The organism is Algoriphagus lutimaris (genome assembly GCF_017051705.1).
Classification (GTDB): domain Bacteria; phylum Bacteroidota; class Bacteroidia; order Cytophagales; family Cyclobacteriaceae; genus Algoriphagus; species Algoriphagus lutimaris.
This window is the reverse complement of the sequence record NZ_JAFIDJ010000001.1, coordinates 659800-678580: the sequence shown is the minus strand read 5'-3', so window position 1 is coordinate 678580 and position 18781 is coordinate 659800. Positions and strand designations below refer to the sequence as shown.

The following is an 18781-nucleotide window of genomic DNA, read 5'->3' as shown; positions in this document are numbered from 1 at the left end:
AATTTATAAGATTAGAAATAAATAAATTTTAAATAATATAATACAAATATGGAAAATGACTTTGAAAGAGAACTTATTATTAGAGATTATTTGGCTCGACAACGTACGACACTGGCAAACCAGCGTACCTTATTGTCCTTTATCCGAACTTCACTTTATTTTTTGGTAAGTGGGGTAGCTCTATTCGAAGTTGAAAAGCTGAAACATATTAAAGATTTAGGATATGTCTCCATGGGATTGAGCATTGTTATTTTAATCATTGGAATCATCAGTTTTTTCAAGATTAAATCAAAACTTAAAAAAGGAAATTATCTTACCATGTAATTCTCCAGTATCCTAACATTCCATTTGCCATAATGTTAGCATCTACCCCATTTTATGAAGGGTTTTGACCTAGGTTTACATCAAGATGTTGAACAAAAAATAGTGAATAAATCGAAAAGCATTTAACAACTTCTCACTTGGCAAAGAACTTGTAATATCTTTTTAAAAATTAATTATGAAAATTTTAGGTATCGTATTAATTCTTGCAGGAGCATTTATGTTCTTTAGCAATAGCATCAGTTTTACAACAAAAGAAAAGGTAGTAGATGCTGGCCCCATCCAAATCAATGCAGAAAAGCAACACAAAGTTGACTGGCCTTCGTATGCTGGTGGAATTGTTGCTGCTACTGGAGTTGTTTTATTGATATTCTCAAAAAAGAAATAATTAAGAACTTTGAAATTCGCAGCTGTAGATATTGGGTCCAATGCAATTCGTTTGCAAATTACGAATGTTACCTACTATGAGGGTGTTTACAATTTCAAAAAACTGGAATATTTAAGATTTCCACTTCGATTGGGCCTAGATGTTTTTCACACCCAAAAAATCAGTGACCTAAACCGAAGGAAATTCATCAAACTGATGAAAGCTTTCAAAATCCTGATAGATTTATACGAGGTAGATGATTACATGGCTTGCGCCACTTCAGCAATGCGGGAAAGTTCCAACGGGAAAGATATTGTCGAGGAGGTTAAGGAAGATATTGGACTGAAAATCAACATCATTGATGGCAACAAAGAAGCGGAACTAATCAATAATTCCCTCAAAAGTCTAATCGATGAGAAAGCCTATTTACACATCGATGTAGGAGGAGGGAGCACCGAACTCAATATTTATCATAAACGAGTAAAAATAGCTTCTAAATCCTTCCAAATAGGTTCTGTGAGAGCACTGGAAGATAAAGTATTAGAGCCTGTTTGGAAGTCGATGGAGAATTTCATCGCTAAAAACATAGAGAAAAAATCCAATATTATTTCCATCGGTACAGGTGGAAACATTAATAAAATTTTTGAGTTAACTGGTCCTCGGAAAAACAGAAAATTCCTGGAGTATTCAAAAATCAAAGACACCATTCATTACCTCGAATCGCTGACGTTTGAAGAACGGGTCAACAAATTGAATCTAAATCAAGACAGAGCAGATGTCATTATTCCTGCTGGAAAGATTTATCAACGAGCCATGAATGCCGCCCAGTCCACTAAAATTCTTGTCCCTGATTTGGGATTAAAAGATGGAATTATGCAGATTTTATTTGATAAGCATCAAAAGAAAAAGCCTCTTTAACAGAGGCTTTTTAATTAGGATTCTACCAGCTTGACTTGAATTACTTTTTCGGGGTCCAAATGGAAAAACTCTTTATGAACATTAAACTCTTCCTCATCTCCTACTGGTGATTTGGCTATAAAAGTTCCATCCTCTTGCATGACATATGCATTGACATTGTCTTTTAGGTTATAAGCCAGGATATTCATCAACTGCTTTTCCAACAGCGGAGCTTCTACCTTAAATAATGATTCCAGTCTTTTATCAAAACTTCGGACCATCATATCGGCACTCCCTGCATAGGTTCTGGTATTTCCGTTGTTATGGAAGTGATAGATTCTGGAATGTTCCAAGAAATCACCCACAATGGAAATCACCTCTATTTTATCACTTAAACCTTCCCGCTGAGGTCTTAAGCAACAAATCCCTCTTACTATCAATTTAATGGTCACCCCTGATTGAGAAGCTCTATAAAGAGCATAGATTATTTCGGAATCCTCCAAGGAGTTAACTTTAATGAAAATCCCACTTGGAAGACCTTTTCTGGCATTTTCAGCTTCCTCTTCAATATATTCGATCAACTGATTTCGCATATCTCTAGGAGCTGTAATCAAGTTGGTATATTGAGAAGGCATAGAATGCCCAGTAATTACGTTAAAGAATTCAGACACATCATTGGCTAAAGTTTCATTAGTCGTCAATAAGCCGATATCCGTATAAAGTCTGGCTGTATCCTCGTTGTAATTTCCAGATCCCAAATGAACAAACCGAGTAATTTCATTAGCATCTTTTTTCACAATGAGAAGGAGCTTCGTATGGGTTTTAAGATGCGTAATCCCATAAATCACAAAACAACCTGCTTTTTGAAGTCTTTTAGCCTCTCTTATATTATTTTCCTCATCAAACCTAGCTTTCACCTCGAATAGCACAGAAACGTGTTTTCCGTTTTCAGCCGCCTTCAATAAAGCTTTGGTAATCTGACTATCTTTTGCCAATCTATAAATGGTCATTTTGATGGCCATTACATCAGGGTCTTCTGCAGCCTTATTAATCAAATCCAAGATGGAATCGATGTTATTATAAGGATGATGTAATAAAATATCTTTCTCTTTCAGTGTTTCAAAGATATCTGCTCTCCCTTCTTCAGGGTAAGAAAGTGGATTAACCGGAGGATGAACTTGAGGCAATCTTTCTCTAAATTTCTTGTTTCCAACAATTTGCCACATTCCTGTAAAATCGATCATACTGGCACGTTTGACCAAGAAAACAGAGTCCATTTTAAGGTTCCATCTCTCCAACAAGGAATTGAGCATCCATTTGCTATATCCCTCCTCTATTTCAATTCGTACTACCCGACCAGTTTTTCTTTCCATTAATTTACGCTTCACTTCCTCTAGGAAATTAGCGTCCATGTCTTCTGACTCCTCTAATGTGAAATCCCCATTACGGGTAATCCTAAACAAACTGATCCCTTCGATCTCTACATTCCTGAAAAGAGAAACTATATGCTCGCGAATCACCTCCTCGATTGGAATCAATAAAAGGGAGTTCTCTCTTTCTATCTCGAAAAATCTCGGAATATTAGAAGGAATCTGAACAAAGCTCAGCTTCTTCATATCTTTCCGCTCTCCTGGACTTGTCGTTACTACCCCAAAAATCAACAACCTATTCATCAAAATCGGAAAGGTCCTATATCCATCATACACCATGGGTGTAAGCATAGGATAGATGGCTTTTTTAAAGTAATCTTTTACTGTTTGTTTTTCAACATCGGTGAGTCTCGAAATATTAAACAATGAAACCCCTTCCTTATCTAATCCTGGAAGAATTACATTTGTAAAATGCTCGTGTTGATCTTTATGAAAAACCTGACAATCACTCATCAACTTGGTCTTGAAAGGCTCTTCTCGAAGACCTGAATAATCCACACGCTCCTTATCATAGTCAAGGTAGTTATAAAGAGAACCCACCCTAATCATAAAGAACTCATCCAAATTCGAGGCAGTGATGGCCAAGAATTTTAATTTTTCAAAAATTGTCCTGTGTTCTTTCTTCGATTGATCTAATACCCGATCATTAAATTTTAGCCAGCTTAAATCCCGGCTTACCAGATCACTTTTTTGGATAATAGATTCGTATTTATCTTTTAATGCCAGTTTCATAAAAGTTTAATATTTGGGTAGGCAATTTAAAATTCCTTTGTCAAATCCAAGTTTATCTATTTGTTAAAGAATGAAAAAAGGGGCGCATAGGCCCCTTTATTGTTTTTCAAATCGCCTTAAGTATCAATTTTGGCATATTTAGCATTTTTCTCAATAAACTCTCTTCTTGGAGCTACCTCATCCCCCATCAACATGCTAAATAAGTGATCGGCCTCTGCGGCAGAATCAATGGTCACTTGCTTAATAGTTCTTACAGAAGGATCCATGGTGGTGGTCCATAATTGCTCTGGGTTCATTTCACCGAGACCTTTGTATCGCTGAATCCCTACACTATCTTCTTTTCCATCTTTGGCCATTTCCTTGGTCAATTGCTGACGCTCTTCTTCTGTCCAGCAGTAACGCTCATCTTTCCCTCTCTTCAACAAATAAAGAGGTGGCAAAGCAATATAGACGTATCCGTTTTCGATTAAGGATCTCATATACCTAAAGAACAGTGTTAAAATCAAGGTTCTAATGTGGGACCCATCGATATCAGCATCCGTCATAATGATAATCTTGTGATATCTCAAGTTGGATAAATCAAGCTCTTTGTCATCATTGACTGTTCCAAACTTAACACCAAGTGCGGTCAGAATATTCTTGATTTCATCGTTATCATATATCTTATGTTCGTGTGCCTTTTCCACATTCAGGATCTTTCCTTTCAATGGTAAGATGGCTTGAAAATCACGATCACGACCTTGCTTAGCAGATCCCCCTGCCGAGTCCCCTTCGACCAAGTATAATTCACAAATGGAGGGGTCTGAATTCGCGCAATCTGCAAGTTTACCAGGAAGGCCTCCGCCACCCAAGACATTCTTACGTTGCACCATTTCACGCGCTTTTCTAGCAGCATGCCTTGCTTGCGCAGCTAGAATTACTTTCCCTACTATGATTTTAGCTTCTTTAGGATGTTCCTCTAGCCAGGACTGTAAAGTATCAGAAACCGCAGAATCAACGGCACCTACTACATCCGAGTTACCTAATTTTGTTTTAGTCTGTCCTTCAAACTGAGGTTCTGCAACCTTCACGGAGATCACCGCTGTCAATCCTTCTCTAAAGTCATCTCCGGAAACATCAATCTTCAGTTTATCCAGCATCCCGGACTTATCTGCATAGGACTTCAATGTTCTGGTCAATGCTCTCCTAAATCCGGTAACGTGCGTTCCACCTTCATAGGTGTTAATGGTATTTACATAAGAAACTACATTTTCAGAGTAAGAAGTGTTGTAATTCATCGCTACCTGAACAGGTACTGAATTGAACTCCCCTTCGATATAAATAGGTTCTTCGATTATCTTCTCACGAGTATTGTCCAAATATTGAACAAACTCAACCAAACCTCCTTCAGAGAAAAACTCATCAGACCTTGCATTGCCATCCTCTTCGATTTCTCTCAAATCTTTCAAAAAGATTCTGATTCCGGCATTCAAGAATGCCATTTCTCTCAATCGATTGGCAATGGTTTCATACTTGAATTCAGTATGGGTAAAGATGGATGCGTCAGGCTTGAAGTGAATCATGGTACCTCTCTTATCCGTTGTACCTACCTGTTTGGCAGGATACTGAGGAACCCCAATTTTAAACTCCTGCTCAGTGATGACTCCATCCCTGTATACAGTAGCTTTCAAATCTGTAGAGAGTGCATTCACGCAGGAAACCCCTACCCCGTGCAATCCACCAGACACCTTGTAGGTATCCTTATCAAACTTTCCCCCGGCATGAAGTACAGTCAATACCACTTCCAATGCGGATTTTTGCTCTTTTTCGTGCCAATCTGTAGGAATACCTCGACCATTATCTTCCACCGTAATGGAATTGTCAGTATTTACAGTCACATGGATCGTGTCGCAATGTCCTGCAAGGGCCTCATCAATGGAGTTATCAACTACTTCCCATATCAGGTGATGAAGACCTTTGACACCGACATCGCCGATATACATAGCAGGCCTTTTTCGCACTGCTTCCAAACCTTCCAATACCTGGATGTTACCTGCACCGTAATTCGCGGGTTTATTAGCTTTTTCTTCACTCATATTTTCTGGAGAAAACCCTCAAAAAGGGCTATAGAAAGGTGATTTTGTGTTCATTTAAAGAATACGCAAGATAGAAAAAAAAAGTGACTTAACCCAGCTTTTTTGAAGGCTCAAAATCCCATTTTAGAAGCGCGTAAACTCCACTTATTAGTCCCTGATTTTCAGTACTGTCCGGAGCTTACCATGACAAGAGTACAACCATTGACACATTCAATCCCAAGCTTCTGCGCCCGCTCCTTAAAAGATGGGTTTTCCGCTCCTGGGTTAAAAATAATTCGTTGAGGCTCTAAGGATAAAAAATAGTCCTCCCATTCTTGTTGGTTCCTCGCGTTTAAATACAGGGTGATGGTATGAATTCCAGCTAGTGCCGGTTTGTCACCTAATGGTAAAATTTCCCTTCCCAATACATTTCCTTTTTTAATACTGATAGGAATAAATGGAATTTGAGACCTTTCCAAAAATACTGCAGCGGTATAGGCATACCTAGTTGTATCCGAAGTAGCTCCGGCGATTAATGTGGTTTTATTTGTCTCTGCTTCCATACACCCTGTCCCGCTCAAATGTATCCATATGCCGGTGCTTTTTTGTCTCGTAGATATCCGCCAAGGTAATTAAAATCCCCGTTTCCTCTACCTCTCCAAATTCATCGTTCATCGCGGTTCCAAAAGTCATCATGGTAGGTGAAAGATTCATGTACGTATTAATCAATGGAGGTATGTTTTCTCCATATCCTCTTACTCTAGAATTCAATACTTTATAGCCTTCTTTATATTCTAATCCCTCAAATGGATTACCCTTTGAAGGCAAATCAGAATCATAGCCCAACTGAATCTCTGGCTTTGGTGCCACCAAGGCTTCCTTATCGGGAAAATAGTGGTTCATAAACATCAACAACAAATCCCTGGCTTCCCGGTGATAATGGGGATACATAGTCACTTTACCAAATAAATACTTCACCTCAGGATTGAGCAAAACCACAGCACCCAATCCATCCCAGAGGTTATCCAAACTGAAAATCCCTTTTCTATTATCTATACTTGGCTGATACTTAGGCTGTACGAAGGATCTCCCTAACTCGATGGTAAAAGGAAGAAATTCATTTACAAACTTTTCAGAAAAATCAAATAAATGAGTGGTAGAAAGATTAATAGTCCCATCCTCTCCAATAGCCTTTTTACAATTGATCAAACGGTATCCTGCAACTATTTCTTCATCCTCAGCACTCCAAGTGATTAATTGATCATAGCAGTTTTCGCACGTGTCATTTTCATCCAAGTCCAATTCCAATCCTGTTCCTCCTCCTGCAGCTCTGAATGTCAATTCCCTCAGTCTTCCGATTTCTCTCACCACATTTGGAGCATTGTGAAAATTTACCAAAAAGACCAGATTATCCCCATTGTTCGCATACCGAAGAAATCGTTCTTCAGTAAGCTCGGCTTTGATCAAAGCCCTATCTACTGGAGGAATAATGTCTGCTTCTTTACTCATGTTTTTCCTAATTTGTATACCAATTCCTTAACCTGCAAGGCCCATTGTGCATCGGTCTTACTAGAATCCAAATTTTGATAAGGAATTGCCTCACCAAAATGGATAGTCACTTTTTTACCTTGCTGCTGGTACATTTCATCTGCAAGGTAAAACATTTCAATATTTGCTTGAATCCCAATTTTCTTTCTCCAATTAGCCAAATTGTAAAAAAACTTCGAATTCTTCCCTTCAATGAAGCAAGGAATAATATTTTTTTTATACTTTTTTGACTTAGTCACGAAACTTTTCTTCCACAATAAGTCACGTATACCTTCATCAGATTTTCTGGAAACCAAACCTGCTGGAAAAACCATCACTGCATACTCTTTGGCATATACATGATCAATGTCATCCAGATTTTTTTGAGAGTTTTTCCCAAGTTTATTTACCGGAACAAACATCGGCTGAAAATTCTCAAATGACATTAGTAGATCATTGACTAAGAATCGAATATCTTTTCTGATCTTTCCTACAGCATACATCAAAGCGATTCCGTCGATCCCTCCCAGTGGATGATTCGCGGCTATAATCACCCCACCAGATTTTGGTATGTGCTCAGCGCCTTTTAGCTCCACCTCTATTTTCAACTCTTCAATAACGGCTTCCACGAAATCCATTCCTGTCAAATGATGAATCCTGCTCATTATTTCATTGAGCCAATCCTCATGAATCACATTTCGTATGTATGAAATCACAAATCCTGGAAGCCATTTTAAGAGCTTAGGATTCTTTTCTTTTATCACTTTTTTAACATCGATAAATTTATCGGGCATGGGGCAATTATCTCTTTACAAGAGATCAAATCAAAATAAGCTAACTCAATCTCCTAGAAAAATAAGTTTAAAAATAAGAAAAAACAGAGTTTTTAAAGCTTTAGATTGAAACTTTACCACTAGTACTCTGAAAACCAATTAACTTAATTTTTTATTTAACTAAATAGAAATCAACGATGAATCTAGTCATAACTGGAAGTACTTCGGGTATTGGATTGGAAACTGTAAAAGCGCTCTATCCCCTTTTCGATAAACTTATCCTTCCAGTAAGAAATTTAGAGAAGGCAAAAAAACTAGTATCACGATTTGACAATCCCGAAAAGTTTGACTGCTTGGAAATGGACTTGAGTTCCATGAAAAGCGTTCATAAGGCTGGAAAACAAATCACAGATTCTTATGATCAAATCGACCTTCTAATTAATAATGCCGGGGGAATGTTTCCAAATAGTAAAAAAACAAAAGAAGGTCTGGATTGGTCGTTTGCAGTTAACCATTTAGGACATTTTCATTTAAGTCAATTACTTCTCCAAAATTTAATTCAAGCAAAAGGAAAAGTAGTGTTTGTAAGCTCAGAATTCCATCGACTGGGATCCGTCAAGCTAAATGACATGGGACTTCATAATGGTACAAGTAGCTGGAAGAACTATAGTGATGTCAAACTTTATAATATTTTGACAACTAACAAATTACATACTCTATACTCAGAAAAAGGATTAGCTTCCTATTCACTTCATCCTGGAGCAGTCAACACTTCTTTTGGCTCTGAGTCAGATCTATTGTCCAAAGTTTTCATAAACCTCACCAAGCCCTTCTTTATTAGTCCACAAAAAGGGGCTAAAACCTCCATTTTTATCGCAAAATCCAACAAGGATGAACTTCAGTCGGGAGGTTATTATGATAAAAAGAAACTTAAAAAGCCTAGCTCCAAGGCCGAGGATGTTGTTTTGCAGGATAAACTTTACGATTTCAGTCTTCAACAGTTGGAAGAAATCCTTTCCTGATTATTTCCCTATTTTTGCATACTGAATTAAAAAGGCATGCAAGAAGAAACCATTCTATCACTTAGCCCTTCTGAATGGGCAGATTATGAACTTATAGATACAGGAGGATTTGAGAAGTTGGAAAGGTTCGGACAATTTATTTTAAGTAGACCTGAGCCACAGGCGATTTGGGATAAATCTCTTTCTGAGGGAGAATGGAAACAACAAGCCCATTCCCATTTTGCCAAGGAAAAAAACAATCCTGAAAAAGGAAAATGGGAGCAACTAAAAAAGATGCCCCATAACTGGGCCATTAGCTATGCCAATCCTGAAGGTTTAAATATCAAATTGAACCTTGCACAAACTTCATTTAAACACATCGGGTTGTTTCCTGAACAGGCGGTAAACTGGGACTACCTCTATACCAAAATCAAATCTTGCCCGGTAGAAAAGCCAAAAGTCTTGAACTTGTTTGCCTACACTGGCGCTGCTTCTGTTGCAGCAAGAGCAGCTGGCGCGGAAGTAACCCATTTGGATTCCGTCAAACAAGTAGTCACATGGTCGAGACATAATATGGAATCCTCGGGATTAGAAGGAATCAGATGGATCATTGATGATGCGATGAAATTCATCAAGCGGGAAGCTAGAAGAGGAAATATTTACCATGGGATCATCTTGGATCCTCCAGCTTATGGCAGAGGTCCTGACGGAGAAAAATGGGTATTGGAGGAACAGATCAATGAGATGCTGAAAGTATGTGCAGAGATTTTGGATAAAGAAAACCACTTTCTTATTCTCAATATGTATTCCCTGAGCTTTTCCTCCCTGATCGCAGCAAATTTGATCAATACGAATTTTGATTCTGTGAAAAATGCTGAACATGGCGAATTGTATTTAAATGACCGATTCGACAAAAAATTACCGCTGGGTATTTTCTTCAGATTTTCAAGTTATTGAACCTTACCTATTCATGAATAATAGACAACTATTTCTTCAACATTTAGCACAAACCACTGACTTTCCATTATTAATTGAAGTAGAAAAAGCGGAAGGGGTTTATTTACATGGCCCAAATGGTGAAAAATATATTGATCTCATTTCAGGTATCGGAGTAAGCAATGTAGGACATAGACATCCAAAAGTGTTGAAAGCTATTCAAGCTCAGCTCGATAAATACCTGCACCTGATGGTGTATGGAGAATATGTTCAAAGCCCTCAAACCAAATTGGCGGAAGCACTTTGTAAAACCCTACCTGCTCATTTAGATAATGTGTATTTGGTTAACAGCGGATCTGAGGCGATAGAAGGAGCTTTAAAATTAGCAAAAAGATATACCGGTAAGAGAAATATCATTTCCTGTGTCAATGCCTATCATGGCAGTTCCCAAGGTGCATTAAGTATAGGTGGAAATGAAATTTTCAAAAGGGCATATAGACCCTTACTTCCCGGTGTTACCAATATTCAATATGGAGAATTAGCTGATTTAGAACAGATCAATCAGGATACAGCCGCTGTGGTCATTGAGACCATCCAAGGAGAAGCTGGAATCCGAGTGGGAACCAAAGCGTATTTTCAGGCCCTCAGAAAGAAGTGTGATGAAATGGGTGCGCTTTTAATTCTGGATGAAATTCAGGCAGGATTCGGAAGAACAGGTAAATTTTGGGCATTTGAGCATTTTGATATCGTGCCAGATATTATTGTCTGTGCCAAAGGAATGGGAGGAGGAATGCCTATCGGAGCTTTTATAGCCAACAAAGAAGTAATGGGTGTTTTTAAAAACAATCCTTTATTGGGTCATATTACTACGTTTGGAGGACACCCTGTATCAGCTGCAGCTAGTATTGCAACCATAGAAGTTTTAAAAAGCGAGTCCCTAATAGAACAGGTCGAAACTAAGGCCAACCTGATCAAATCCTTACTGATTCATACAAAGATTCAAGAAATCAGAAACAAAGGATTGATGATGGCTGTAAAATTTGAGTCCTTTGAAGTGCTAAAACCGATCATAGATCGGGCAATAGAGCTTGGAGTGATTACAGATTGGTTTCTGTTTTGTGATGACTCCATGCGGATTGCACCACCACTGACCATTACTGAAGAGGAAATAAAAAATGCCTGCCAACTCATCCTGCAGGCGATCGAAGAGTCATAAAAAAAACAAGGTCTGGTAATTATTCCAGACCTTGTTTTTTTATAAGATTCCTTTTTCAGGATGTTTTCCAGTAACGGTCCTTCCAAAGGCTTTTAACTCTTCAATTTGTTCATCCATATTTCCATCTGGATAGATGCAAGGTCCAATCCCTGCCTCCTTCTTTTTATAATCCAGATACCCTACCACAATTGGAACATTGGCCCCTAAAGCAATATGGTAAAACCCGGATTTCCATTTTTTCACTTGTGATCGGGTTCCTTCTGGTGTGACCATGATGACCAATTCATCCCGCTCTTTAAGCATATTCACCATGGCTTCGGTGTAGGTTTGCTTTCGTCCCCCAGGGATTCTTTTTCTGTCAATTCCTATTGCCCCCAAGCCTGATAGCAGCCATCCCAATGGGCCTACCATTACTTCTTTCTTGATGGTAAATCTGACCGGAATATCCATTAGGAAAAATGCAGCTCTTGCATATAAAATATCCCAATTGGAAGTATGGGGGATTGCAATTAAGACCGCCTTTTTTAAGCCTTCAGGCCAATTGGCATTCAAGGACCAGCCCGAAATCCAAAACACAAAGCGGGACAATAACTTCATCATATGATTACTTTTTACTCTTTTTTAGTTGCCAGCTCCAAAATTGCAGGATTTTCGTCAATATATTGTAATGCCTGTTCATAACCTGCCCGAAATAATTCTGGTGCCTTTTTGATATCGAAGACTCCATATTTGCCCAATCCCGGTGCTTCTATAAAAAAATCACATTTTGACTTCCTGCTGTAAACATTGTAGTTCATGGACATGATAACGGACCGCTCGATCAGGCTTTTCATATTCCTGATATTGCTTTCCTCAGGCAAATGGTTACAATTAATCCCAATCACAAAGTCACAGATCCCTTCCAATGGTTCTACTGGAAGATTATTTAAAACTCCTCCGTCGACAAAAAACTTATCCCCTATAACAATCGGGTCAAACATCCCAGGAATACAGGAGGAAGCTAGGATTGGATTGATTAATTCTCCTTCTGAAAAATAGACGACTTTCCCTTTTTTGATATCCGTGGCGGCTACCGTCAAGGGGATTTTTAAGTGACTGAAATGATTGTGCTTCAGGTATATCTTAAACAATTCTCCCACTGAATTCATCTTTAAGAAACCCGTGAGAGATATTGCGGGGCGCATAAACTTAAAATAATTGGTCTCCACAATGATTTTTAAAACTTCCTCTGGTTGATAACCATTGCAATACATCGCTCCTGCAATAGCTCCTGCGGAAGTACCGCTTACTTTGGTAGGGAAAATACCTGCTTCATTCAATCCTTTGAGAACCCCTAAATGAGAAATCCCTCTCACCCCTCCCCCAGATAAAGCAATCCCAACTTTTAAATTAGATTTCATTAAGCTTGAAAGTTTGATCTAATCTCACTCCTTTTTCGGTCATTTTAACGGTGCAACACTCATGGACAGGGTCATGCTCCAAAAACAAAATATACTTTTCACGTGCTGCTTCTTCTAAAAATTCAGCTTTTTCATCCATGGTAATTAATGGTCTGGTATCATATCCCATGACATAAGGCAAAGGAATATGTCCTACAGAAGGCAACAAATCTGCTACAAATACAAGGGTCCTACCTTTGTATTGAATCTTTGGAAGCATTTGTTTATCAGTATGCCCATCTACAGTTATAAAGTCAAACCCTTCAAAAAGTGAAGGTTTTTCCAGATCCACAAAATCCAGCTGACCCATTTCTTCCATAGGTAGAATATTTTCCTTCAAAAAGGAGGCTTTTTCTCTGGGGTTTGGGATGGTAGCCCATTTCCAGTGATCTTTATTGGACCAATAGGTTGCTCTTGGAAAAGTCATTTCATATTGGCCATGGGAACCATAACCGACTCCTCCTCCACAATGATCAAAATGCAAATGAGTCAGAAAATTATCCGTGATGTCTGTGGGATGAACCCCTAACTTCAATAGATTTCCTTTCAAGGAATCCTCACCATGAAGGTAATAATGAGAGAAAAACTTAGCGTCCTGTTTATCTCCAATACCATTATCAATCAATACCACTCTGTTTCCATGAACCACCAAGAGCGACCTCATTGCCCAGGTACAAAGGTTGTTCTCATCTGCAGCGTTTGTTCTTGACCAGAGTGTTTTGGGTACAACTCCAAACATTGCTCCTCCATCCAATTTAAAAAAACCTGTATTTACTACGTATAAATCCATTTTGTATAGAAAGAAAAAGCCCGGTCCTTTTTAAAGACCGGGATTCAAATGTTTTACTCAACTACTACACCCATCGAGCAAAATTTGTCGATGCGTTGCTCTATTCTTTTTTCTACTTTTATCTTATCCAGCTCTTTCAAAGCTTTGACAATCGTTTCTTTTAAAGTAAGCGACATTTGTTTCATGTCCTTATGTGCTCCTCCCAAAGGCTCAGGAATGATATCATCAATCAAGCCATTGCCTTTCATGTCTTTTGCTGTTAACTTCAGAGATTCTGCAGCTTGCTCTTTGTAATCCCAGCTTCTCCACAAAATAGTAGAACAATTTTCTGGAGAAATTACTGAATACCAAGAGTTTTCAAGCATCATCACTTTATCTCCTATAGCAATTCCCAATGCCCCACCAGAAGCTCCCTCCCCTATGATAATACAAATCACAGGGACTTTCAACATAAACATCTCTTTGAGATTTCTGGCGATTGCTTCTCCTTGCCCTCTTTCTTCTGCTTCCAATCCAGGAAAAGCCCCTGGAGTATCAATCAATGTGACAATCGGCTTACCGAATTTTTCAGCCATTTTCATCAAACGCAAAGCCTTTCTATACCCCTCAGGATTTGCCATCCCAAAGTTTCTCAACTGACGTTGTTTTGTATTCCTACCTTTCTGCTGTCCGATAAACATGACTGTTCTGCCATCTATATCACCTAGTCCACCAACCATTGCTTTATCATCTGCTACGGTGCGGTCACCATGTAGCTCAATAAAATCGTTGGTTATTTCATAGATATAATCTAATGCATAAGGTCGATCTGCATGTCTTGAAAGCTGAACTCTCTGCCAGCGGGTCAAATTTTGAAACGTTTCTTTTTTCAAAGTCAGGATTTTTTCTTCTAAAGACTTTATATCTGAAGTTAAATCTATGTTTCTACCCTGGGCTAAATCCTTCATTTCCTGAAGTTTCTGCTCTAAATCAGCTATTGGTTTTTCGAATTCTAATACCATTCTGGTGATTTTTGGAAGGTTAAAGATAAGCAATATACCCTTGAGAAATAAAATTTTTACTCAATCACTTTGGAAGCTATTGATTTTCAAGAGCTATTGTATTCAAAGTCTTTAAATAGTTAATTACTTCAATACTACACTAAATCTAAGGACTTCGCAAAGGTCTTTACTTTAGGCTGTTTAAACAAATCCCCTATTCTCTTGATACGCTAGGCACCTTAGTTTCGGAAATAATACATCTTCAAAAGCCTTTTTTTAAAAATTTATCTCCTTGAATCAGAAGTCAATACAATTTTACTCATCTTTTTTTTTGTCCTCCTTTTGTAAAAATGATTCAAAAACCTACCTTTGCATCACTCAAAAACGACGGGGATGTAAAATTCTTGTTTCAAGATGTTTTTGAAGTAAACGGAGTGGTAGTTCAGCTGGTTAGAATGCCTGCCTGTCACGCAGGAGGTCGCGGGTTCGAGTCCCGTCCATTCCGCTTAAACTTGATGAAAAAGTCATCAACATTTCTTTAAAATATTGGAGTGGTAGTTCAGCTGGTTAGAATGCCTGCCTGTCACGCAGGAGGTCGCGGGTTCGAGTCCCGTCCATTCCGCTTAAAAGCTTCGATTAATTTCGAGGCTTTTTTTGTTTCTATAAAAACTAATATTTTAATTAATATTAAAAGCTGGTTAGAATGCCTGCCCCGCCCCATCGGGAAAGACGCTATTCCAAACAGTGGTCGGAACGAGTCCGCCTCCCGAATCCTCGGGATCAACAATTCCCAATAAAATTTTCATGTAACCTGAAACAATCAGCTTTAGATCATTCTATGGAATCCATTCCGAATAAAGCACTCGCCATTATTATTGCTTTTTCGTTTCTTTGATTCATTGTGACAAAAAAACCTAAACCTTAAGGAAATGACCTTCCGAATAATAATTAGCCTCCTTTTTTTAAACTGTATTTCTTTAGTAAATGCTCAAGACCCAAACTCCCCAGTGGATTTGGTCTACCCCCATGTGGACAGTAGTAATTCAAGGTGGTTCTTCTTTAATTCGGCTTCCCGTCCCTTCGGAATGGTAAATTTAAGTCCGGACACAGATATTGATGGTGCTTGGGGAAGTGGATATAGATACCAAAGCGATACCATCAAAGGTTTTAGCCATATTCATGCCTGGCAATTGTCTGGTTTATCTGTTCTTCCTCTAGTCAATTTTGACCTCGAATCATCTAAGGATTTCGGCTCCCCTTTTAGCCATTCCAATGAAATCGTTAAGCCGGGATATCATCAGGTATACCTAGATCGTTATAGTGTGAAAGCAGAACTGACTTCCACCTTAAGAACGGGGTTTCATAAATATAACTTCACCCAAACAGGTCAACAACAAGTCCTGATTCGATTGGGAGGAAAGCTTGGACCTTCAGAAATAATTGATGGATCTATTACACAAATCTCTCCATCAAGCTACCAGGGGTTTATTGTCAATGGAGCGACTTCCCGAAGACCATTTGATACTCCCGTTTTCTTTGCCATTCAATTGAATAGAGCAGTTCAATCGCATATCGGTTGGAATGCCAAAGAATTAAGCTCAAACCTAGAACAAATCAAAGGCTCCGATTCCGGACTTATTCTTTCATTTGATGACAGCTCCGATGAATTGCTGATGAAAGTAGGAATCTCCTATGTCAGTGCGGAGCAAGCAATGTTGAACCTTGAAACAGAAAACAGCCACTGGGATTTTGATCATATAAAGGAAGAATCTTTTACAGAATGGAATAATTACCTATCTCGAATCCAAGTTTCTGGGGGGTCAGAAAAATCACAAAGGAGGTTTTACACAGACTTATGGCATGCATTGCAAGGGAGGAGAACCATCAGTGATGTCAATGGCAAATATGCTGATATGACTTCAGGGGAACATCGGATCAAACAGATCCCCTTGGACGCATCCGGTAAACCGAAATTCAGGCATTTCAATTCGGATTCTTTTTGGGGAGCACAATGGACCATCAACACCCTTTGGCATTTGGTCTATCCAGAAATTACGGAGGAGTTTGTCAATTCCATGTTGCAATACTATCAAGATGGAGGATTGATCCCCAGGGGTCCATCAGGGGGGAACTACACTTATGTGATGACAGGAGCCTCCAGCACCCCTTTTATCGTCAGTGCTTATCAAAAAGGAATTAAAGGTTTTGATATTGAAATGGCTTATGAAGGCCTAAAGAAAAACCATCGCCCAGGGGGAATTATGGAAAAAGCCGGTTACGAGCACAACACCAATTTTGGAGGAGGATTTCAATACTATTTAAAGAATGGATATGTGCCTTGGCCAATTCCAGAAGGTCGTTTTGGTGCGCATCAGGATGGGCCAAGCCTCACCTTGGAATATGCATATCAAGATTGGACCTTAGCTCAATTGGCAAAAGCATTAGGAGACCAAGCTGCCTATGAAGAGTTTTATCAACGATCTTTCAACTATAAAAACACTTTTGACTCAGAAACGGGCTGGATGCGACCCAGGAATGTTTCAGGTGAATGGAAAACTCCATTCGATCCCTATGATTACAATGCAGGATTTAACGAAGCCAACGGAAGTCAGGCTACCTGGTTTGTACCCCATGACTTAGAGGGACTTGCAGCGCTTATGGGAGGAAAAGACCAAGCAATTCGACGATTAAATGAATCTTTTGAGCAAGCTGAAAAACAAGGATTTACTTCCGGAACCTCACATTCCCAAGAAGCTCATCCAGAATATCGAAGAATTCCTATCAACTATGGAAATCAACCCTCCATTCAAACAGCCTTTATTTTTCAAAAATTGGGAAGACCTGATCTGACGCATTATTGGACTAGAGCAATTGTGAAAAAAGTATACTCTGAATTAAGCCCTGATTCTGGATACAATGGAGATGAGGACCAAGGTCTCATGGGCAGTCTAGCCGTATTGATGAAAATTGGACTATTTCAGATGAATGGAGGGACAGAACCGAATCCTTCTTACCAACTTGGCAGTCCCATCTTTGACAAAGTAGTCATCCGTTTACATCCAAACTATTATTCAGGAAAGAAATTCACGATCCAAACTTTACATAATGACTCCAACAGCTATTATGTAAAATCTGGAGTATTTAATGAGCAACCACTGAAGGAATTAGAATTAACTCACCAACAAATCACAAATGGAGGGTCATTGGTTTTAGAAATGAGTGAGGAGGCGAACTAAGCAAGTTCGCCACTCAAACTTTTTTCCCAGTTCCAGGAATCTCTGAGAGAATCCTCCAAAGTATATTGAGGATACCAGCCTAAAACTTGGTTGATTTTTTGGGTATCTGCCCAGATTTTAACTACATCTCCAGGCCTTCTTGGACCAATGGTATAGTTAAGTTTAAGGTTATTGACCTTTTCGAAAGTCTTGATGATCTCCAAAACGGAATTGCCGTTTCCTGTTCCCACATTGAACACATCATAAAAGCAATCCTCTTGTTTCTCTAGATAGGCCAATGCTTTCACATGGGCATTCGCCAAATCCATCACATGTATAAAATCCCTGATGCAACTTCCATCCACCGTATCATAATCATCTCCGAATACGGTGATTTTTTCTCTGATTCCAACAGCAGTTTGGGTGACAAAAGGAACCAAATTATTCGGTGTACCATTTGGCAACTCTCCAATTTTCGCACTAGGGTGTGCCCCAACTGGATTAAAATATCGCAAAGAAACAACTTTTACTTTAGCCTTACTTTTCACAAAATCCACCAGGATATCTTCACAGATCTTTTTGGTATTCCCGTATGGGCTTTCCGCTTCTTTACGTGGTGTTTCTTCCGTTACCGGAAGTTGATCTGGCTGACCATATACTGTACAGGACGAGGAAAACACTATATTTTTGACTCCCTTACGCTGCATAAAGTCCAGCAACACAGTCAATGAGCCCACATTATTTTGGTAATATTTCAAAGGAAATTGAGTGCTCTCGCCTACCGCCTTAAAAGCTGCAAAATGGATTACTCCCTCGAAAGGATGAGCTGCATAGACTTTTTCCAAGACCTCTTTGTCATTACAATCGCCCTCGAAGTAACTAACTTCCTTACCGAGGATTTCAACCAATCTGTTGATGACATTTGGATTGGAGTTCGAAAAATCATCCAAAATAATGGGCTCATACCCAGCCTTTACAAGTTCCACAGCGGTATGAGAGCCAATGTATCCAGCTCCTCCAGTGATTAAAATGTTTTTCATCTTCTTAAAAATTTACAGAAGCAAAACTATCTAAAACTGGGCATTTAGAATAATAAAAATCAA

The 18781-nt window shown here is 38.9% G+C and carries 17 protein-coding genes and 2 tRNA genes; 9 read left to right on the top strand and 10 right to left on the bottom strand.

Translation table 11 applies throughout. The annotated features are described in order from the left end of the window. The first annotated feature begins 48 nt into the window (after positions 1–48). The 3 genes from JYB62_RS02680 (at position 49) to JYB62_RS02670 (ending at position 1606) form a co-directional block, all read left to right on the top strand. A complete protein-coding gene (locus tag JYB62_RS02680; RefSeq protein WP_205643896.1) occupies positions 49–324 on the top strand; it encodes a DUF202 domain-containing protein in 276 nt (91 codons plus the stop codon). 175 nt (positions 325–499) lie between these two features. Next, positions 500–709 carry a hypothetical protein gene (locus JYB62_RS02675; protein ID WP_205643895.1) on the top strand — a complete coding sequence of 70 codons (210 nt, stop codon included), beginning with the start codon at positions 500–502 and terminating at the stop codon, positions 707–709. A gap of 9 nt (positions 710–718) precedes the next feature. Then, positions 719–1606 carry a Ppx/GppA phosphatase family protein gene (locus JYB62_RS02670; protein ID WP_205643894.1) on the top strand — a complete coding sequence of 296 codons (888 nt, stop codon included), beginning with the start codon at positions 719–721 and terminating at the stop codon, positions 1604–1606. 14 nt (positions 1607–1620) lie between these two features. On the opposite strand, the gene ppk1 is transcribed toward JYB62_RS02670, so the two are convergent. From ppk1 to JYB62_RS02645, 5 genes are all read right to left on the bottom strand, one after another. Next, positions 1621–3747, bottom strand: coding sequence for a polyphosphate kinase 1 (gene ppk1, locus JYB62_RS02665; protein WP_205643893.1), 2127 nt, complete (start codon positions 3745–3747; stop codon positions 1621–1623). A 116-nt stretch (positions 3748–3863) separates the two neighbouring features. Further along, positions 3864–5822 (bottom strand): DNA topoisomerase (ATP-hydrolyzing) subunit B, encoded by a 1959-nt coding sequence (gene gyrB, locus JYB62_RS02660; protein WP_205643892.1) that lies wholly within the window; start codon positions 5820–5822, stop codon positions 3864–3866. A 161-nt stretch (positions 5823–5983) separates the two neighbouring features. Then, the gene (locus JYB62_RS02655) at positions 5984–6364 is read right to left on the bottom strand and encodes a CoA-binding protein (RefSeq protein ID WP_205643891.1); all 381 of its coding nucleotides are present in this window, start codon (positions 6362–6364) and stop codon (positions 5984–5986) included. Beyond that, complete coding sequence (locus tag JYB62_RS02650; RefSeq protein WP_205643890.1) at positions 6345–7310, bottom strand: GNAT family N-acetyltransferase; 966 nt, start codon at positions 7308–7310, stop codon at positions 6345–6347. The genes JYB62_RS02655 and JYB62_RS02650 overlap by 20 nt, the downstream gene beginning before the upstream one ends. Continuing rightward, positions 7307–8122 carry a 1-acyl-sn-glycerol-3-phosphate acyltransferase gene (locus JYB62_RS02645; protein WP_205643889.1) on the bottom strand — a complete coding sequence of 272 codons (816 nt, stop codon included), beginning with the start codon at positions 8120–8122 and terminating at the stop codon, positions 7307–7309. Before JYB62_RS02645 ends, JYB62_RS02650 begins: the two co-directional genes overlap by 4 nt. 176 nt (positions 8123–8298) lie before the next feature. On the opposite strand from JYB62_RS02645, the gene JYB62_RS02640 reads away from it, so the two are divergent. From JYB62_RS02640 to JYB62_RS02630, 3 genes are read left to right on the top strand one after another with little or no spacing between them, the layout of a single operon-like run. Next, positions 8299–9123: an SDR family NAD(P)-dependent oxidoreductase gene (locus JYB62_RS02640; RefSeq protein ID WP_205643888.1), complete on the top strand. Its 825-nt coding sequence runs from the start codon at positions 8299–8301 to the stop codon at positions 9121–9123. Between the two features lie 36 nt (positions 9124–9159). After that, positions 9160–10059: a class I SAM-dependent methyltransferase gene (locus JYB62_RS02635; protein ID WP_205643887.1), complete on the top strand. Its 900-nt coding sequence runs from the start codon at positions 9160–9162 to the stop codon at positions 10057–10059. A gap of 13 nt (positions 10060–10072) precedes the next feature. Continuing rightward, a complete protein-coding gene (locus JYB62_RS02630; RefSeq protein ID WP_205643886.1) occupies positions 10073–11254 on the top strand; it encodes an aspartate aminotransferase family protein in 1182 nt (393 codons plus the stop codon). Positions 11255–11293: 39 nt separating this feature from the next. Here the strand turns inward: JYB62_RS02630 and JYB62_RS02625 are convergent, their stop codons facing one another. From JYB62_RS02625 to JYB62_RS02610, 4 genes are read right to left on the bottom strand one after another with little or no spacing between them, the layout of a single operon-like run. Further along, positions 11294–11854 (bottom strand): 1-acyl-sn-glycerol-3-phosphate acyltransferase, encoded by a 561-nt coding sequence (locus JYB62_RS02625; RefSeq protein WP_205643885.1) that lies wholly within the window; start codon positions 11852–11854, stop codon positions 11294–11296. Positions 11855–11865: 11 nt separating this feature from the next. Further along, the gene (locus JYB62_RS02620) at positions 11866–12654 is read right to left on the bottom strand and encodes a patatin-like phospholipase family protein (protein WP_205643884.1); all 789 of its coding nucleotides are present in this window, start codon (positions 12652–12654) and stop codon (positions 11866–11868) included. Continuing rightward, positions 12644–13483, bottom strand: coding sequence for an MBL fold metallo-hydrolase (locus JYB62_RS02615; protein ID WP_205643883.1), 840 nt, complete (start codon positions 13481–13483; stop codon positions 12644–12646). The genes JYB62_RS02620 and JYB62_RS02615 overlap by 11 nt, the downstream gene beginning before the upstream one ends. A gap of 53 nt (positions 13484–13536) precedes the next feature. Continuing rightward, positions 13537–14484 (bottom strand): acetyl-CoA carboxylase carboxyltransferase subunit alpha, encoded by a 948-nt coding sequence (locus tag JYB62_RS02610; protein ID WP_205643882.1) that lies wholly within the window; start codon positions 14482–14484, stop codon positions 13537–13539. A gap of 410 nt (positions 14485–14894) precedes the next feature. Here JYB62_RS02610 and JYB62_RS02605 point away from each other — a divergent pair. The 3 genes from JYB62_RS02605 (at position 14895) to JYB62_RS02595 (ending at position 17699) form a co-directional block, all read left to right on the top strand. Further along, a tRNA-Asp gene (locus JYB62_RS02605) sits at positions 14895–14968 on the top strand. 43 nt (positions 14969–15011) lie between these two features. Beyond that, positions 15012–15085 (top strand) — tRNA-Asp (locus JYB62_RS02600). A gap of 307 nt (positions 15086–15392) precedes the next feature. After that, positions 15393–17699 (top strand): GH92 family glycosyl hydrolase, encoded by a 2307-nt coding sequence (locus JYB62_RS02595; protein ID WP_205643881.1) that lies wholly within the window; start codon positions 15393–15395, stop codon positions 17697–17699. On the opposite strand, the gene galE is transcribed toward JYB62_RS02595, so the two are convergent. After that, positions 17696–18718, bottom strand: a complete 1023-nt coding sequence (gene galE / locus JYB62_RS02590) for a UDP-glucose 4-epimerase GalE (RefSeq protein ID WP_205643880.1) — start codon at positions 18716–18718, stop codon at positions 17696–17698. The two genes, JYB62_RS02595 and galE, sit on opposite strands and share 4 nt — an antisense overlap. Positions 18719–18781: the final 63 nt, after the last annotated feature.

What these genes read in the sequence shown, in the direction of transcription:
- JYB62_RS02620 (WP_205643884.1), bottom strand. Translation starts at nt 12,654, where the DNA reads ATGAAATCTAATTTAAAAGTTGGGATTGCTTTATCTGGGGGAGGGGTG.
- JYB62_RS02625 (WP_205643885.1), bottom strand. Translation starts at nt 11,854, where the DNA reads ATGATGAAGTTATTGTCCCGCTTTGTGTTTTGGATTTCGGGCTGGTCC.
- JYB62_RS02680 (WP_205643896.1), top strand. Translation starts at nt 49, where the DNA reads ATGGAAAATGACTTTGAAAGAGAACTTATTATTAGAGATTATTTGGCT.
- JYB62_RS02595 (WP_205643881.1), top strand. Translation starts at nt 15,393, where the DNA reads ATGACCTTCCGAATAATAATTAGCCTCCTTTTTTTAAACTGTATTTCT.
- JYB62_RS02630 (WP_205643886.1), top strand. Translation starts at nt 10,073, where the DNA reads ATGAATAATAGACAACTATTTCTTCAACATTTAGCACAAACCACTGAC.
- JYB62_RS02635 (WP_205643887.1), top strand. Translation starts at nt 9,160, where the DNA reads ATGCAAGAAGAAACCATTCTATCACTTAGCCCTTCTGAATGGGCAGAT.
- JYB62_RS02655 (WP_205643891.1), bottom strand. Translation starts at nt 6,364, where the DNA reads ATGGAAGCAGAGACAAATAAAACCACATTAATCGCCGGAGCTACTTCG.
- JYB62_RS02615 (WP_205643883.1), bottom strand. Translation starts at nt 13,483, where the DNA reads ATGGATTTATACGTAGTAAATACAGGTTTTTTTAAATTGGATGGAGGA.
- gyrB (WP_205643892.1), bottom strand. Translation starts at nt 5,822, where the DNA reads ATGAGTGAAGAAAAAGCTAATAAACCCGCGAATTACGGTGCAGGTAAC.
- ppk1 (WP_205643893.1), bottom strand. Translation starts at nt 3,747, where the DNA reads ATGAAACTGGCATTAAAAGATAAATACGAATCTATTATCCAAAAAAGT.
- galE (WP_205643880.1), bottom strand. Translation starts at nt 18,718, where the DNA reads ATGAAAAACATTTTAATCACTGGAGGAGCTGGATACATTGGCTCTCAT.
- JYB62_RS02640 (WP_205643888.1), top strand. Translation starts at nt 8,299, where the DNA reads ATGAATCTAGTCATAACTGGAAGTACTTCGGGTATTGGATTGGAAACT.
- JYB62_RS02645 (WP_205643889.1), bottom strand. Translation starts at nt 8,122, where the DNA reads ATGCCCGATAAATTTATCGATGTTAAAAAAGTGATAAAAGAAAAGAAT.
- JYB62_RS02610 (WP_205643882.1), bottom strand. Translation starts at nt 14,484, where the DNA reads ATGGTATTAGAATTCGAAAAACCAATAGCTGATTTAGAGCAGAAACTT.
- JYB62_RS02675 (WP_205643895.1), top strand. Translation starts at nt 500, where the DNA reads ATGAAAATTTTAGGTATCGTATTAATTCTTGCAGGAGCATTTATGTTC.
- JYB62_RS02650 (WP_205643890.1), bottom strand. Translation starts at nt 7,310, where the DNA reads ATGAGTAAAGAAGCAGACATTATTCCTCCAGTAGATAGGGCTTTGATC.